This window comes from Streptomyces sp. NPDC034086 (assembly GCF_055575515.1).
This window is the reverse complement of the sequence record NZ_JBVISM010000001.1, coordinates 320,208-335,516: the sequence shown is the minus strand read 5'-3', so window position 1 is coordinate 335,516 and position 15,309 is coordinate 320,208. Positions and strand designations below refer to the sequence as shown.

General features: G+C 73.4%; 15 protein-coding genes. 9 read left to right on the top strand and 6 right to left on the bottom strand.

What is annotated here, in order from left to right; genetic code table 11:
- Positions 1 to 32 precede the first annotated feature (32 nt).
- Positions 33 to 482 carry a DUF6153 family protein gene (locus ACZ514_RS01555; RefSeq protein WP_469123791.1) on the top strand — a complete coding sequence of 150 codons (450 nt, stop codon included), beginning with the start codon at positions 33 to 35 and terminating at the stop codon, positions 480 to 482.
- Positions 483 to 549: 67 nt separating this feature from the next.
- The gene (locus tag ACZ514_RS01550) at positions 550 to 1,224 is read left to right on the top strand and encodes a DUF305 domain-containing protein (RefSeq protein WP_469123790.1); all 675 of its coding nucleotides are present in this window, start codon (positions 550 to 552) and stop codon (positions 1,222 to 1,224) included.
- An 86-nt stretch (positions 1,225 to 1,310) separates the two neighbouring features.
- Here the strand turns inward: ACZ514_RS01550 and ACZ514_RS01545 are convergent, their stop codons facing one another.
- Together ACZ514_RS01545 and ACZ514_RS01540 are read right to left on the bottom strand one after the other, a co-directional pair.
- Positions 1,311 to 3,374 carry a SpoIIE family protein phosphatase gene (locus ACZ514_RS01545; protein WP_468174408.1) on the bottom strand — a complete coding sequence of 688 codons (2,064 nt, stop codon included), beginning with the start codon at positions 3,372 to 3,374 and terminating at the stop codon, positions 1,311 to 1,313.
- Positions 3,375 to 3,635: 261 nt separating this feature from the next.
- A complete protein-coding gene (locus tag ACZ514_RS01540) occupies positions 3,636 to 3,788 on the bottom strand; it encodes a hypothetical protein (RefSeq protein WP_468174410.1) in 153 nt (50 codons plus the stop codon).
- 533 nt (positions 3,789 to 4,321) lie between these two features.
- On the opposite strand from ACZ514_RS01540, the gene ACZ514_RS01535 reads away from it, so the two are divergent.
- Entirely contained in the window at positions 4,322 to 4,927 is a 606-nt protein-coding gene (locus tag ACZ514_RS01535; protein WP_469123789.1) for an endonuclease, read from the top strand.
- A gap of 44 nt (positions 4,928 to 4,971) precedes the next feature.
- Here the strand turns inward: ACZ514_RS01535 and ACZ514_RS01530 are convergent, their stop codons facing one another.
- Both ACZ514_RS01530 and ACZ514_RS01525 read right to left on the bottom strand, forming a co-directional pair.
- Positions 4,972 to 6,801 carry an ABC transporter ATP-binding protein gene (locus ACZ514_RS01530; protein ID WP_468174414.1) on the bottom strand — a complete coding sequence of 610 codons (1,830 nt, stop codon included), beginning with the start codon at positions 6,799 to 6,801 and terminating at the stop codon, positions 4,972 to 4,974.
- A gap of 116 nt (positions 6,802 to 6,917) precedes the next feature.
- Positions 6,918 to 7,973, bottom strand: a complete 1,056-nt coding sequence (locus tag ACZ514_RS01525; protein ID WP_468695444.1) for a serine hydrolase domain-containing protein — start codon at positions 7,971 to 7,973, stop codon at positions 6,918 to 6,920.
- Between the two features lie 254 nt (positions 7,974 to 8,227).
- Between ACZ514_RS01525 and ACZ514_RS01520 the strand changes: the two genes are divergently transcribed.
- The 4 genes from ACZ514_RS01520 (at position 8,228) to ACZ514_RS01505 (ending at position 11,109) form a co-directional block, all read left to right on the top strand.
- A complete protein-coding gene (locus ACZ514_RS01520; RefSeq protein ID WP_468695447.1) occupies positions 8,228 to 8,830 on the top strand; it encodes an RNA polymerase sigma factor in 603 nt (200 codons plus the stop codon).
- 5 nt (positions 8,831 to 8,835) lie between these two features.
- Positions 8,836 to 9,144 (top strand): hypothetical protein, encoded by a 309-nt coding sequence (locus ACZ514_RS01515; protein WP_468174546.1) that lies wholly within the window; start codon positions 8,836 to 8,838, stop codon positions 9,142 to 9,144.
- A 153-nt stretch (positions 9,145 to 9,297) separates the two neighbouring features.
- Positions 9,298 to 10,275, top strand: coding sequence for a GlxA family transcriptional regulator (locus ACZ514_RS01510; RefSeq protein ID WP_468695449.1), 978 nt, complete (start codon positions 9,298 to 9,300; stop codon positions 10,273 to 10,275).
- Positions 10,276 to 10,350: 75 nt separating this feature from the next.
- Positions 10,351 to 11,109 carry an MBL fold metallo-hydrolase gene (locus ACZ514_RS01505; protein ID WP_468695451.1) on the top strand — a complete coding sequence of 253 codons (759 nt, stop codon included), beginning with the start codon at positions 10,351 to 10,353 and terminating at the stop codon, positions 11,107 to 11,109.
- Between the two features lie 119 nt (positions 11,110 to 11,228).
- Here ACZ514_RS01505 and dnaK read toward each other — a convergent pair whose 3' ends face one another.
- Together dnaK and ACZ514_RS01495 are read right to left on the bottom strand one after the other, a co-directional pair.
- Complete coding sequence (gene dnaK / locus ACZ514_RS01500) at positions 11,229 to 13,118, bottom strand: molecular chaperone DnaK (RefSeq protein WP_469123788.1); 1,890 nt, start codon at positions 13,116 to 13,118, stop codon at positions 11,229 to 11,231.
- A gap of 133 nt (positions 13,119 to 13,251) precedes the next feature.
- Positions 13,252 to 13,683 (bottom strand): Hsp20/alpha crystallin family protein, encoded by a 432-nt coding sequence (locus tag ACZ514_RS01495; RefSeq protein WP_468697950.1) that lies wholly within the window; start codon positions 13,681 to 13,683, stop codon positions 13,252 to 13,254.
- A gap of 283 nt (positions 13,684 to 13,966) precedes the next feature.
- Between ACZ514_RS01495 and ACZ514_RS01490 the strand changes: the two genes are divergently transcribed.
- Positions 13,967 to 14,248 carry a polyprenyl synthetase gene (locus tag ACZ514_RS01490; RefSeq protein ID WP_468697953.1) on the top strand — a complete coding sequence of 94 codons (282 nt, stop codon included), beginning with the start codon at positions 13,967 to 13,969 and terminating at the stop codon, positions 14,246 to 14,248.
- Positions 14,241 to 15,293, top strand: a complete 1,053-nt coding sequence (locus tag ACZ514_RS01485) for a polyprenyl synthetase family protein (RefSeq protein ID WP_468697955.1) — start codon at positions 14,241 to 14,243, stop codon at positions 15,291 to 15,293. Before ACZ514_RS01490 ends, ACZ514_RS01485 begins: the two co-directional genes overlap by 8 nt.
- Positions 15,294 to 15,309: the final 16 nt, after the last annotated feature.

Sequence of the window (15,309 nt, the reverse complement as noted above, 5' to 3'; positions counted from 1 at the left end):
GAGTATGGCGGGGCGGCCTCTACGATGCCGCCATGAGTACGGGTACCGGTACGAGCACGGGCGCGCGGGCCGCGGGCGGGGCGAGGCCCTCCCCGCCGGCCCTCCGGCTGCTCCTCGTACTGGCGGTGCTCACGGGGATCCTCGGCATGCACGGGCTCGGCCCGGGAGCGGCCCCGCCGGCCGCGGCGCACGCGCCCGCGGCGGCGCACGCCTCCGCCGCCGGGCACCCGTCCGCCGGCCACGGTGGCCGCGCCCACGCGGGCGACGCCCGGCACGACGGCCCCGCCGACGGGCACGCCCAGCACGCCGACCCCACCTGCGCGGCACCGGGGACCAGCGGTCCGCCGGCCCTGTACCCACCGGCGGCCACGCCCGGCGGGATCCCCGCCGCGGTCCGGGCGGCGCACGGCACCGTCCTCCGGGCGACGGCGTACGGCCGCGCGCCCCCGTCCCTCGGCGAACTGCAACTCCTGCGCGTATAGGGCGGCCCCCGCCGGCGTTCCACCCGGCCGAGGATCCCGTACGACCCAGCACAGGAGAGACACCATCATGACCGTCACGCGTTCCCCGCTCCGCCGCACCACCGGGCCGGCCGCGGCCGCCACCGCCGCCCTCGTCCTCGTCCTCGCCGCCTGCGGTGGGAACGACGGCTCCAGCAGCCACCATGACGGGGCGTCCGCGTCCCCGTCCACGTCCGCCTCCCCCACCGCCCAGCCGTCCGGACCGGCCTCCGCCGGCACCGCGCAGGCCCCGAACAACGCCGCCGACACCGCGTTCGCCCAGGGGATGATCCCGCACCACCGGCAGGCGGTGGACATGGCCGGCCTCGCCACGACGCGCGCCGGATCGGCGGAGGTCAAGGAACTCGCCGCCGAGATCAAGAAGGCCCAGGACCCGGAGATCAGGACCCTGACCGGCTGGCTCGGCGCCTGGGGCGAGCCCGTCCCGCCGGCCGGTACGGCGCACGACGGCGGACACGGCGGCCACTCCGCGTCCGGGATGATGACCGCCGAGGAGATGGACCGGCTCACGAAGGCCAGCGGCGAGGCCTTCGACACCGCGTTCCTCGAGCTGATGGTCAAGCACCACGAGGGCGCCGTCGCCATGGCCCGGCAGGAGCGGTCCAGCGGCAGGTACCAGCCCGCCAAGGACATGGCCGCCGCCATCATCACCTCGCAGAGCGCCGAGATCGCCCGGATGAACGCGCTCCTCGGCAAGCGCTGACCCGGTCGGCCGGGGTCCCCACGCCCCTCGGGGCCCCGGCCCGCCCGTCCCCGTTCCGGCCGCCGGTCCGGGTCCCGGACCCGGGATCAGCCGCCGACCCGCGCGACCATCAGGGCGATGTCGTCGTCGGCCGCCGCCGGGACGAGGTGCGTGATCAGCGAGTCGCACACGTGGTCCAGCTGGCGCTGGGGATCCGCGAGGAGCTGCGTCAGCTCCTTCAGCCGCTCGTCGAGGTCGCTGCCGCGCGCCTCGATGAGTCCGTCCGTGTAGAGCACGAGGAGGCTGCCCGGGGGCACCTCCACCTCGGTGGGGGTGAACGCGATCCCGCCGACGCCCAGCGGGACGCCGGGCGGGGTGTCCAGGAGGCGGACGGTGCCGTCGGGGAGGGCGAGGGCGGGCGGCGGGTGCCCTGCGCGGGTGACGGTACAGCGTCCGGTGGCCGGGTCGCAGACGATGTAGAGGAAGGTCGCGAGCATGGGCTCGGCCAGGTCGGCGAGCGCGGCTTCCATCTGGTGCAGTAGCCGTACGGGCGAGAGGTCCAGGCGCGAGAGGGAGCGTACGGAGGCGGAGAGCCGGCCCATGACGGCGGCGGCGGCGATGCCGTGGCCCATCACGTCACCGATCAGCAGGGCCGCCTTGCCGCCGGACAGGGCCAGGACGTCGTACCAGTCGCCGCCGACCTCGTTGACGTCGCTCGCGGGCAGGTAGCGGTGGCTGACCTCGATGCCGGGCGGCGGGGTGATGTGCTGCGGGAGCATGCTGCGCTGGAGGATGACGGCGGTCTCGTGCTCGCGGTGGTAGAGCCGGGCGTTGTCGATGCTGAGCGCGGCGCGGGCGGCGAGTTCCCCGGCGAGGGTGACGTCCTCGGCGGTGAACGGTCCCAGGGGGCGGGTCCGGTAGAAGGTGGCGACGCCGAGCACCGAGTCCCTGGCGACCAGGGGGGCCATGGCGAACGAGTGCACTCCCGCGGTGAGCAGCTGCGCCGGTTTGGCCGAGTGCCGGGCGGCGGGGGCCACGGCCTGCTCGTCGAGGCGGGCGATGAGGAAGGGCTGCCGGGCGGCGAGGGCCTGGGTGTAGGGGGCGGTCATGGGGAAGGTGAGGGTGCGGCCGAGGGGGGCGAGGATGTCGGTCAGTTTCGATCCGGACAGCGGTGCCCGGCCGAGCCTGCGCAGGGCCACCCCGCCGGTGAGGCCCATGCCGGGCTCGTCGCCGCGGGCCAGGGCGTCGAGCACGTCGACGGTGACGGCGTCGGCGAGGCGCGGTACGGCGAGGTCGGCGAGTTCCTGCGCGGTGCGCTCCAGGTCCAGGCTGGAGCCGACGCGGATGCTGGCCTCGCTGAGCAGGGCGAGCCGGCGCCGGCCGGCCTCGGCCTCGAGGTGGTCGCGCTGCTGCTCGGTGATGTCGACGAGGGAGGCGATGACCCCGATCGGCATCCGGGCGGGGTCCTCCACCCGGACGTAGGAGCACGACCACACCCGGTCGTGGTCCGGCTGGGAGGGGGTCCGTCCGACCCGGCGGCGGTCCAGGACCGGCTCCCCCGTCTCCAGGACCTGCCGCATGGCCTCCTCCATCTCGAGGGCGTTCACCTCGGGGAGGATCTCGGCCAGGCGGCGTCCCACGTGCGCCGACTCGGGCAGCCCGTTCATGGCTTCGAGGGCGGCGTTGACCTGGAGGAACCGCAGCTGGGTGTCGAGGATGGCGATGCCGACGGGCGAGCGCGCGAAGAGGCCGTCCCAGACGGCGGAGGACCCCCGGATGCGCCGGGCCGCGTGGGCGTCGGCGGCGAACACCAGCACCGTCGAGCCGTGCTGCCGGTCGGACACCGGGGTGGCCCAGATCTCGACCTCCAGGGGGTGCCCGTCGCGGTGCCAGGCCGTGACGGTGCCCATCACCCCGCGTCCGGAGGCCGCCGCCTCCCACAGGGAGCGGCCCAGGCTGCGGTCGGAGCCCGGGTGCAGCAGGTCGGCGATGTGGCGGCCGAGCATCTGGGGCGGGGTGTAGCCGAGCAGTTCCTGCGCGACCTGGTTCCAGCGCACGATCGTCCCGTCGGCACCGGTGGCCACGAGCGCGACGGGCAGCGCGCCCAGCCAGCCGCCGGCGGACTGCGCGGCGCTGCTGATCAGCTCCTCGACCGGGACCTGCTCGTTCATGGAGCCCCGCTCACCCGGCCGCCCCTCACGGGGCCCCGCTCGTGTGGCACCTGCACGCCTCCATCGTCTGCCGCCCGGCCCGCCCCCGCCTCCCGGCGCACCCGCCCGAACGGACGCCGCGGCCCGGCGGGCGGTCCGCGGCCGGTCGAGACGGCTGCCGCGCGGCTTGCCCGGAGCCGGTCCGGTGGCGTCGCGGTACGCCGGCCGGTGTCTCCTCGCCGGTGCTCGCCTCGGCGCGCCGGTCGAGATCCGGCCGGGACGTCAGGCCGTGGGTCCCGCATCCGCGTGAACCACCTCCGCCTCGACTGAGCGCTGCCGCAGCCCGGCGGCGATGAGTTCCATCTCGACCCTGGTTCCCACCAGCCCGGTCTCTGTCAGCTCGGCTGCCCTGGCCTTTGCCTGCGTGAGCGTCACGCCAAGCACCTCGCGAAGAGCGCGCAGGACGTTGACCGGACTTGACCCGGGCCGGGTCAGAAGGAGCCGGGCAGGTCCGTGTTCGGACAGGAGCGCCTGGCGGATCTCGTCAGGAGTCTCACCGCCGCTGCTCTGCTCGCACCACCCCAGGGGGCATGACCCGCAAGCACCTTCCGTCCCCCACCACAGGCGTCCGCGGTCGGTGAACTGGCCGATGTCACGTGTCAGCACACCCCCGCAGGCATCGCACCGTGCCGCGGTCTTCACACCCTGGGTGATCACCGTGCTCCTCGTCGTCGGCCCCTGCTCCGTATCGTGATCCAGCGGCCTCCGTACGTCGACCGCGTATCTTCGCCGTCGCGCCGCGGCCACGGCCGTACTCCCGCTCCGCGCAGGGGCCGGCTCACCGTGCGGCTCCGGCGGTGGCCCTCCGCCGCGGCGGCGCGTCGCCGGCTGCCGGGAACGGTGGGGTCCGGCCGCTCGCGGTGGCGGGGAGCGGGTAGGTGCGGGGCGGGGTGGGGAAGGAGGGAGCCGTGGCAAGGGACGAGGTGGTCGCGCGGCTGTTGCGCGAGCACGGGCGGACGTACGCCGAGGAGGCCGGGATCAGGCTGCGCGACAAGCCGGCGCCGCTGTACCGGCTGCTGGTGCTGACCGTCCTGTGCTCGGCTCCGATCAGGGCGGCGACCGCCACGGCCGCCGCCCGGGAGCTGTTCGCGGCCGGGCTGCGCACGCCCCGCGCGATGGCGGGCTCGTCGTGGCGGACGCGGGTGGCCGCCCTCGGGCGGGCGCACTACGTCCGCTACGACGAGAGCACCGCGACCGCCCTGGGAGACGGCGCGCGGCTGCTGCTGGAGCGCTACGGCGGCGATCTCCGCCGGCTGCGGGACCGGGCCGCGGGTGACCCGGAGGCGCTGCGCGCGCTGCTGCGCGAGGTTCCGCGGATCGGGCCGGTCGGCGCGGACGTCTTCTGCCGGGAGGTCCAGGCCGTCTGGCCCGCCCTGCGCCCCTGCTTCGACGGGCGCTGCCTGTCGGCCGCCGCCGGGCTGGGGCTCCCGCGCACCGCGGACGGCCTCGCGGCCCTCGTGGCTCCGGACGGTCTGGCCCGTCTCGCCGCCGCCCTCGTGCGCGCCGGGCCGTAGGGGCGCCGGCGGGCACGGCGGGCTGCGGGGTGCGGGGCGGCGGGTCACGGAAGCAGGTCGGCGCCGGCCGTGGGAGTGTCGTCGAGGAAGCCGCCCGACTGGTGCTGCCACAGCTTGGCGTAGGCGCCGTCCGCGGCGAGCAGCTCCTGGTGGGTGCCCTGCTCCACGATCCGGCCGTGGTCGAGGACGACGAGCCGGTCCATGGTGGCGACGGTGCTGAGCCGGTGCGCCACGACGAGCGCGGTCCGCCCTTCCATGAGGCGCCAGAGGGCGTCCTGTACGAGGATCTCGCTCTCGGAGTCCAGGGCGCTGGTGGCCTCGTCGAGCAGCAGGATCGGGGCGTCGCGCAGGATCGCCCGGGCCAGCGCGACCCGTTGGCGCTGTCCGCCGGACAGCTTGACCCCGCGCTCGCCGACCATGGTGTCGAAGCCGTCCGGCAGGGCGTCGGCGAACTCCGTGACGTGCGCCGCCTCGGCGGCCCGGCGGATCTCGGCGTCGGTGGCGTCCGGGCGGGCGAACGCGATGTTCTCCTTGAGGGTGCGGTGGAACATCGCCGGCTCCTGCGGCACGTACGCCATCAGGCCGCGCAGGTCGGTCTGCGACACCCGGCTGATGTCCTGCCCGCCGACCGTGATCCGTCCGCCGTCGATGTCGGTCATCCTCAGCAGCAGCCGGGTGAGGGTGGTCTTGCCCCCGCCGGAGCGACCGACGAGGCCGATCTTCGTCCCGCTGGGTACGGCCAGGTCGAGCCCGTCGAAGAGCGGTTCCGCGCCCGCGTGGGCGAAGCGCACCCCTTCGAAGCGCACGTCCGCTCCCTCGGGCAGCAGCGGTTCCGGGGACTTCGGGTCGAGGACGGTCGGCGGGGTGAGCAGCAGCGCGGTGAACTGTGCGGCCTCCGTCATCGAGCTTTCGAGGCGGCGGTAGATCTGGTTGAACTCGAACATGATCCGCGTCGCGTTGCTGTAGTAGGTGAAGGCGACGACGACCGTTTCCACGCCGTGCCCCCTCCCGGCGAGCCCCACGGCGATCAGCATGCCGAGCGCGTTGGTCAGTACGGACATCGGCGCGACCAGCGTGTCGATGCGCAGGTTGCCGTAGTCCCACGAGCGCACCATGAGCCGCCGCGATTCCGCGACCCGCCCACGGTGTTCGGCGGCCTCGCGCGCCTCGGCGGCGAACGCGCGGACCGTGTCCATGTTCATCAGGCTGTCGGCGACGTGGCCGGAGACCCGGGCGATGGCCTCCTCGCGCTCGTCGACGAGGGCCTGGCGGCGGCGGATGAGGGGGGTCGCGCACAGTGCCGTCAGCGCGATCATCGTCAGGAGCGCGACGACGAGGAGCGGTTCGTACTGCCACAGCACCACCGAGCCGAAGATCAGGGGTACGAACTTGCCGGCGATCTGGAAGGTGAGGGTGTCGACGAACTCCTCGAAGCGGGAGGCGAAGCTGAGGACGCGCTTGGTGAGCGAGCCGGCGAAGTTGTCGTGGAAGAACGCCGCGTCCTTGGCGAAGAGTTCGTCCATGCCGAGTACGTAGAGCCGTTCGACGCCGTAGGCGTCGACGCGGTTGAGGCAGTGCAGTCCGAGCCGCCACAGCGCCTCGGACACCAGGAGGACGGCGCCGAAGCCGATGACGTACGGCAGGACCGGGCCGATGCCCGCGGCGACGGCTGCGTCGTCGCCCGCGATCCGGCCGACGAGTTTGGCGACGACGAGCGGCGCGATGTAGTTGATGCCGATGTTGCCCAGTGCGGGGAGCAGCATGGCGGGCAAGGCCAGCCACCGGAGCCGGACCAGCTCCCGTCCGTAGTGGCGCAGTGCGAGGAGTACCGGGCCCCTGCCCGGAGGACTTTGCTGTGACTCAGGAGATCCCATACCAACCCTGTGCGGTGTGAGCGGCGTCAGGACAGGAGTCGCAGTGTTCCGCAGGACCGCTGACGCCGTCCAAGCGTTTTCTCCGTCTTTCCGTCGATCGGATGGTGTCTGCCCCCTTACCGCACGGTGGGCCCGCCCCGGGGTCGGCCGGCGGTGATGGTCTTCAGGGCGAGGGCGCGCAGGGGGGCGGTGCGGCGGCGGGCCTCGCCGTGGTAGACGGCGTTGGTGAGGACGGCGAGGTAGCGGCCCGAACCGGGGGCGAGGTAGAGGCTGGTGCCGGTGAACCCGTGGTGGTGCGCGACCCCGCCGGGGGTGCGGATCCAGGACAGGCCGCGGTCGGCGCCCGGCTCGATCGGGGCGAGGGGCAGGACGGAGGCGCGGAGCCAGTCGTGCGGCCGGCCGCCGGGGGCCAGGAGGTGCTCGGCGTAGCGGGCGAGGTCGCGGGCGGTGGAGAAGACCCCGGCGTGGCCGGCGACGCCGCCGAGGAGGGCGGCGTTGTCGTCGTGCGCGGTGCCCCAGATCCGGGGGGCGCCCGGGACGCGGGGTTCGGTGGGGGCGACCCGCGGTCCGCGGGCGACGGGTCCGTACGTGGTGCCGCTCATGCCGAGGTCGTCCCACAGGGCGCGGGCGAGTTGGTCGAGGGGGGTGCCGTGGGCGTGGGCCAGGGCCAGGCCGAGGAGGATGTAGCCGCGGTTGACGTACCGGTGCGCGCCGGGGGTGCCTTCGAGGGGTTCGCGGCACAGGAGTTCGTGCAGTGGCCGGCCGGTGCCGCGGTAGCGGTCCAGGCGGGTGGAGGCCTTGAGACCGGCGGTGTGGGTGAGGAGCTGCTCGATGGTGGCCTCCCCGCTGGGTGCCGGTCCGTCGATCGGGGGCAGGACGTCGCGCACCGGAGTGGTGCGGGAGAGGACCCCGGCGTCGAGGGCCCGCCAGACGAGCGGCCAGGTGGCGACGACCTTGGTGAGGGAGGCGAGGTCGTAGACCGTGTCGGGGTCCGGTGCGGTGTCACCGAGTTCGTCGGCGATGCGGCCGGCCCGGAGGAAGCGCGGGGGCTCGCCGAGGGTGCCGAGGGCGATGACGCCTCCGGGGGCGGCGCCGTCGGCGACGGCCTGGCCGAGGGCTTCGGCGAGGCGGGTGGTGTCGTCGGACGTGAACGGGACGGGCGTCATCGTCATTCTTGCCTCCGTGGTGGTGGTGTCGTCACCGAAAGAAAGTCGGGCCGGGGCGAATCCTTCCGGTCCCTCCCCGCCTCTTGTCCGTGTACCGATCGAACACACGGCAACCCGGAGGAACCCCCATCATGATCACTGGTCTCGTAGCGGTCGGAGTCCTGCTCGTCGGCGCGTGCGGCTGGCACCTGATGCGGCGCTACAGGAGCCGGGGCTGACCAGCGACCGCACTCACGGCACCCGCCGGAAATGAGCAGCACATGAACCAACGCTTCCACTGGCCGGACGATCGGCTGATCAAGGCCGCGCAGGACGGGGACGTCCCGTCGCTCACCACCGTCGTGATGGAATCACAGCCCCACGTACGGAAGTTCGCGCTCACGCTGTGCGCCTCGCCGCAGGACGCGGAGGACGCGGCGCAGGAGGCGCTGATCATCCTCTACCGGAAGATCGGCTCCCTGCGGGCCACCGGCGCGCTCGCCTCGTGGATGTTCCGCATCGTGCGCAACGAATGCCTCCGGCAGGTGCGCCTGCTCGCCCCGCGGGGCGACGGGGCGCCCGCCGGAGCGGAGGACGCCGCGGAGCCCTCTGCCGAGGAGGCGGTCCTGCGCGGGCTGGAGGCGGAGAGGATCGCGGCCGCGGTCAGCGCCCTCCCCCGGGACCAGCGCCAGGTCCTAATCATGCGGGACGTACAGGGCCTGCCCGGCAGGACCGTCGCCCACGCGCTCGGCCTGAGCACCGCCGCGATGAAGTCGCGGCTGCACAGGGCACGCGCGGCCCTTCGCCTCGCGCTGGCCTCGCCGGCCGGCCCGGGGACCGAGGGGGCCGTCACCCCACCAGTCGGAGGAGACACACGACCGTGAACCCCGTGGACACCGTGAAGCCCGTACGGCCCGCCCCTTCCGGCCCGGACTTCGCGAGCAGTTCCGTCCCGCGTCATCTGGTGCGCGGCGCCATCGGCTTCGGCCTGATCATCGGCTCGATCGCCCTGGTGCCCGCTTTCGGCCCGGTCGTCCTGCTGGCGGCCCCGCTGTCCCTGATCGCGTTCCGCGGCTGCCCGACCTGCTGGATGGTGGGGCTGGCGCAGACCGTTTCGCGGGGCCGGCTGGAGCGCCAGTGCGAGGACGGCGTTTGCACCCTCACCCGCGCGACCCCGGCGGCCGACGCCCGGACGTGAGCGAAGGGGCCGTTCCGGACCGCTCCGGAACGGCCCCTTCGCGTGCCGGTGGGCCCGCTCGGCACCGCCACGGGGCGCACCCGCCGCCCCGGTGTCCGGATGTGACAGAACATGGTCATTGCGGCCCTCCCGCCGGCGCGGAATGATCGGCGCATGCTTCCACCGCACAGAGTCGTCCTCACCGCCTTCCCCGGTGTGGAACTGCTCAACGTCACCGGGCCGGCCGAGGTCTTCTCGATCGCCACCCGGGTCGCCGGCGCCGGCCGGCGCGGCTACACCGTCCGCATCGCGACCCCCGGCGGTGAGCCGGTGGCCACCGCCGGCGGGATCCGGCTGATGGCCGATCTCACGCTGGACGAGGTGCACGGCGACGTGGACACCCTGCTCGTGTCGGGTGCCGTCCGGGTGGACGGCCACGGGGTGGAGCCGGTGCTCGACGCCGCGTTCATCGACTGGCTCCGCGCCGCGGCGCCGGGGGCGCACCGGCTGGGATCCGTCTGCTCGGGCACGCACCTGCTGGCCGCGGCCGGTCTGCTCGACGGCCTCTCGGCCACCACCCACTGGAGGACGGCCGCGCGGCTGGCCGCCGATCATCCGCTCGTCACCGTCGATCCCGACCCGATCTTCATCCGGGAGGGCCGTCTGTGGACCTGCGCCGGCATCACCTCGGGGTTGGACATGGCGCTGGCCATGGTCAGCGAGGACCACGGGCCCGAACTGGCCCTGGCCACCGCCCGCACGATGGTCATGTACGTCAAACGCGCGGGCGGCCAGAGCCAGTTCAGTGTCCCGCTCGCCGTTCCGGCCGACCCCGGCGACCGGATCGACGGCCTGCGCGCGTGGATCGGCGAACACCTCACCGAGGACCTGTCCGCCGAGGCCCTGGCGGCGCGGCTCCACCTGAGCGTGCGCCACTTCTCCCGGCTCTTCCACCGGCGCACCGGCACCACCCCGGCCGCGTACGTCGAGTCCGTCCGGCTGGAGGCCGCCCGCCGGCTGCTCCAGGACAGCGGCCGCGGCCTGCCCGAGGTCGCCGCCCTCAGCGGCCTCGGCTCCGTCGAGAGCCTGCACCGTTCCTTCCGGCGCCGCCTCGGGACCACTCCCGCCCAGTACCGGCGCCGTTTCCACTGATCCGCCCGTCACCGGCCCCGGCGCCCGCGGACCACCGCGCGCGGCGGAGCACGGTCATGCCCCCAGGAGAGAGCCATGTCCCGAACCAAGGTCGTCCCCATCCCGGTCATGGGCCGGCACCACATCAACGCGTACCTGCTGCTGGGCCGCCGGCCCGTCCTCGTCGACGCGGGCGTGCCCGGCAGCGGCCGCAGGATCCACGAACAGATCGCCGCGCACGGTGTGGACCCCGCGGACCTGTCGCTGATCGTCCTGACGCACGGCCACATCGACCATTTCGGTGCGGCCGCCGAACTGCACCGCCTGACCGGGGCGCCCGTGGCGGGACACGTCGCCGACCTCGGTCCCTTCCGTACCGGCCGCGTCCGCGAACCGTACCTTCCGACCGGGCCGATGGGCCGCCTCATGGCCAGGAACAAGAACCTGCACGTACGGGTCGAGCCGTTCGAACCCGAGGTCCTGCTGACCGGCGAGACGGACCTGGAGGACTTCGGGATCGCGGCGCGCGTCATGCCCACCCCCGGGCACACCGCCGGGTCGGTCTCCGTCCTCACCGGCGAGGGCGACCTCGTCGCCGGCGACCTGATCGCCAACTCCTTCTTCGGTCTCGTCCGGGGGCGGCCGGCCAACCCTCCCTTCCACGACGACCCGCTGCTCAACCTGGCCAGCCTGCGCAGGATGCTCGCCCTGAACCCCACCCGGCTCCACGTCGGACACGGCACCCCCCTGGACCCGGACCGCGTCCGGCGCTGGGCCTCCCGGGAGCACGAGCGGCTGTCCCGGCTGGAGGCGGCCGGGCGGATCCGCGTCCGCACCGAGGACGCCACCGCCTGACCCGCCCGCTGCGGGGTCACGGGGCGCCGGCGCGGCCCGGCTCCTCCCCGTCCCGCGGTTCGCTCACGTGACCTGGGCCGGGCGCAGCAGGTGCGGTCCGCCGGAAGCCGTCGGCGGGGTCATCGCACGCCTCCCTTCGCGTTCTCCTCGTCGACGATCTCCGCGTCGACGACCTCTTCCTCCGTGCCGGACGATCCGCCGCCGGTCGATCCGCCGCCTGTCGATCCGTCACCGGACGGCCCGCCGCCGCCCGCTGCTGCTTCCCGGGTCTCGTACAGGGCGGTTCCGATCTTCTGCGCGGCGGCACCGGCGCGTTCCGTCGCCGCGCGGATGGCCGCCGTGTCCTGGCCCTCGAGCTTCTCCTTCAGGTCCCCGACCGCCGTCCCCGTCTCCGTCCTGACCTCGTCCGGGATCTTGGACTCGTTGTCGCGCAGCAGCTTCTCCGTCTGGTGGACGAGCTGCTCGGCGCGGTTGCGGGTCTCGGCCTCCTCCTTGCGGCGGCGGTCCTCCTCGGCGTGCTGCTCGGCCTCGCGGACCATGCGGTCGATGTCCTCGCGGGGCAGGGAGGAGCCGCCGGTGACGGTCATCTTCTGCTCCTTGCCCGTGCCGAGGTCCTTGGCCGTGACGTGCATGATGCCGTTGGCGTCGATGTCGAAGGAGACCTCGATCTGCGGGACGCCGCGCGGGGCCGGCGGCAGGCCCGTCAGCTCGAACATGCCGAGCTTCTTGTTGTACGCCGCGATCTCGCGCTCGCCCTGGTAGACCTGGATCTGCACCGACGGCTGGTTTTCCTCGGCCGTCGTGAAGATCTCCGACCGCTTGGTCGGGATGGTCGTGTTGCGCTCGATGAGCTTGGTCATGATGCCGCCCTTGGTCTCGATGCCGAGGGACAGCGGGGTCACGTCGAGGAGCAGGACGTCCTTGACCTCGCCCTTGAGCACACCGGCCTGGAGGGTGGCGCCGATGGCCACGACCTCGTCCGGGTTGACGCCCTTGTGCGGGTCCTTGCCCGTCAGCTCCCTGACCAGCTCCGTCACGGCCGGCATGCGCGTCGAGCCGCCGACCAGGATGACGTGGTCGATGTCCGAGACCTTGATCTTCGCGTCCTTGACCGCGTTGTGGAACGGCGCCTTGCAGCGCTCCAGGAGGTCGGCGGTCAGCTGCTCGAACCGCGAGCGCGTGAGCTTCTCGTCCAGGTGCAGCGGCCCCTGGGCGGAGGCGGAGACGTAGGGCAGGTTGATGGTCGTCTCCGTGGCGGCGGACAGTTCGATCTTCGCCTTCTCGGCCGCCTCGCGCAGACGCTGGAGCGCCATCCGGTCCTTGGACAGGTCGATCCCGTACGCGTTCTGGAACTGCTTCACCAGGTGATCGACGATCTTCTGGTCCCAGTCGTCACCTCCGAGGTGGGTGTCGCCGTTGGTGGACTTGACCTCCACCAGGCCCTCGCCGATCTCCAGGAGCGACACGTCGAACGTGCCGCCGCCCAGGTCGAAGACGAGGATCGTCTGGTCGTTCTCCTTGTCCAGGCCGTACGCGAGCGCCGCGGACGTCGGCTCGTTGATGATCCGCAGCACCTTCAGGCCCGCGATCTCGCCCGCCTCCTTGGTCGCGGTGCGCTGGGCGTCGTTGAAGTACGCCGGGACGGTGATCACCGCGTCCGTGACCTCCTCGCCCAGGTACGCCTCGGCGTCGCGCTTCAGCTTCTGCAGGACGCGCGCCGAGATCTCCTGGGCCGTGTACCGCTTGCCGTCGATGTCACCGGCCTCCGGGAAGCGCCAGCCGGTCTCGCCGACGTGGCGCTTCACGGACCGCGCGGTGCGGTCGACGTTCGTCACCGCCTGCCGTTTGGCGATCTCTCCGACCAGGACCTCTCCGCCCTTGCCGAAGGCCACCACGGAAGGGGTGGTCCTGTTTCCTTCGGTGTTGGTGATGACCGTGGGCTCGCCGCCCTCGAGGACCGCCACGACGGAGTTGGTCGTGCCCAGGTCGATCCCGACTGCGCGTGCCATCATCGGCTCCCTTCAGGTCGATTCGGACGTCATCGCCTTTCGGTCGGTCGTGTCCGTTCCCTCGTTTCGGGCTGTTCAGGACGCCGGGCGGCCCGGCGAAGGCCGCCCGCCTCCACGTCCCGCCGCGCGCCCGTCAGGCGTCGATCTCCTTGCGCGAGCCGTCTCCGGCCGCCCTGATCTCGACCTTCCGGGGCTTCGCCTGCTCCGCGACCGGAATGCTCAGCCGGAGCACGCCGCCCTCGTAGGAGGCCTCGATGCGTTCGGTGTCCAGGGTCTCGCCGAGGAACAGCCGGCGGCTGAAGGTGCCGGAGGGACGCTCCGCGATCAGCACGTCGCCGTCGTCGCCGGAGGCGGTGGTCCGCCGCTCCGCCCTGACGCTGAGGACGTTCTGGTCGACGTCCACGTCGATGGACGCGGGGTCGACGCCGGGCAGGTCCATCTCGACGACCAAGGCGTCACCCTCGCGGAAGGCGTCCATGGGCATGCCCTCCGGCCGGGTGGCGGTCCCCAGGAAGCGCTCGGTCAGCCGGTCGAGTTCGCGGAAAGGATCGGTTCGCATGAGCATCGTCGTTCACTCCTCTCCCGCACGTCACTGATGCACATGGCAACACCACCTCTATAGCGCGCGGCAATAAACTTGACAAGAGTCGACTCAAGGGAGGGTGGCGGACCCGGGGCCGGTGCCCGCCGCCGCGGACCTCAAACAAAGATCACTCGATGGTGCATTCGGGCCGCTCGCGGCGGGCGCGGTCGCCAGACTCGAACCGCGTGGCGCGGAACACCGTTGCGCGTGCTCCGCGCCGGCCGGCACGGAGCCGGGACGGGCCTCGCCGTGCGGGAGACATGCTGTGACACACCACGACGGCCGCGAGCCGCGGCTGACCGAGGACGCCGTGGCCCTGGTGGCCGGCCTCGCCGATCTGGCGGTCAGCGGTCTGAGCAGCGCGGTGGACGGCCTGAGCGGCCTGCTGCGCCGCGCCGACCTCGGGGACCTGCTGGCCGACGGGCAGGAGGAGACCAAGGCGCGCGGCCGCCTCTTCCTCGACCGGCACGCCGCCCCGCCCGCCCACCTGGAGATTCTGGCCCGCACCGTCGCCGCCCGCGTCCGGGCGGAGAGCGGCGATGAGTGAAGGGGAAGCGCACGCCGTCCTGAAGGACCGCGTCGACCGGGTCCTCGACGGTTTCGTCTCCGCGGAAGCACGGGCGCTGGCGGACATCGACGCCTCCCTGGCACCGGTCGCGGAACGACTGCACGCCGCGACCGCACACGGCAAACGCCTGCGGGCGGCGTTCTGCTACTGGGGATGGCGCGGGGCCGGCCAGCCGGACAGCGAGGCACTGGTGCGCGCCGCCGGCGCGATCGAGCTGGTCCACGCGGCCGCGGTCGTCCACGACGACCTGATCGACCACAGCCGCACCCGGCACGGCCGGCCCACCGGGCAGATCGCCCTGCGCGGGGTCCTCACCGGCCATCCGCGGCCGAAGGCCGGCGCACGGGCCCTGGCCATGCTGGTGGGTGATCTGCTGATGTCGATGGCCGGGGACCTGTTCAGCACCTCGGGACTGCCCGGCGCCTTCCTGAGCAGGGCCCGGCCGCTATGGGCGGTCCTGGCCCGCGAACTGGTGGCCGGCGAATGCCTGGAAGTCCTGCGCACCGGCTCCGCCCCGGACCCCGGCGCGTCGGTCAAGGTGATCCGCTACAAGACGGCCAAGTACACCGTGGAGCACCCCCTTCGGATCGGCGGCCTGCTCGCCGGCGCCCCACCCCGGCTGATCCGCGCCTACAGCGAGTACGGCCTGCCGCTGGGCGAGGCGTTCCAGTTGCGCGACGACCTGCTGGGGCTGTTCGGCGATCCGGAACGGACCGGCAAGGACCCCGCGGACGACCTCGCGGGCAACCGGCCCACCGCGCTGATGGCCCACGCGCTCACCTCCGCCACCGAGGCGGAACGCGGCGAGCTGCGCCACCTGCTCGGGCGGGCGGATCTCGGCGAGCGGCAGGTGGAGCGGGTGCGGGAGATCGCGCACCGCACCGGGGCCGTCGCCCGCGTCGAAGACATGATCACCGCCCGGTTGCGCGAAGCGCACGACGCCCTGGCGGACGCCGACGTGACCACCGAAGCCCGCACGGCACTGGCGGACCTGGCGACGCTCTCGGCCACCCGCGTCCACTGACCGCCATCCCACCGGA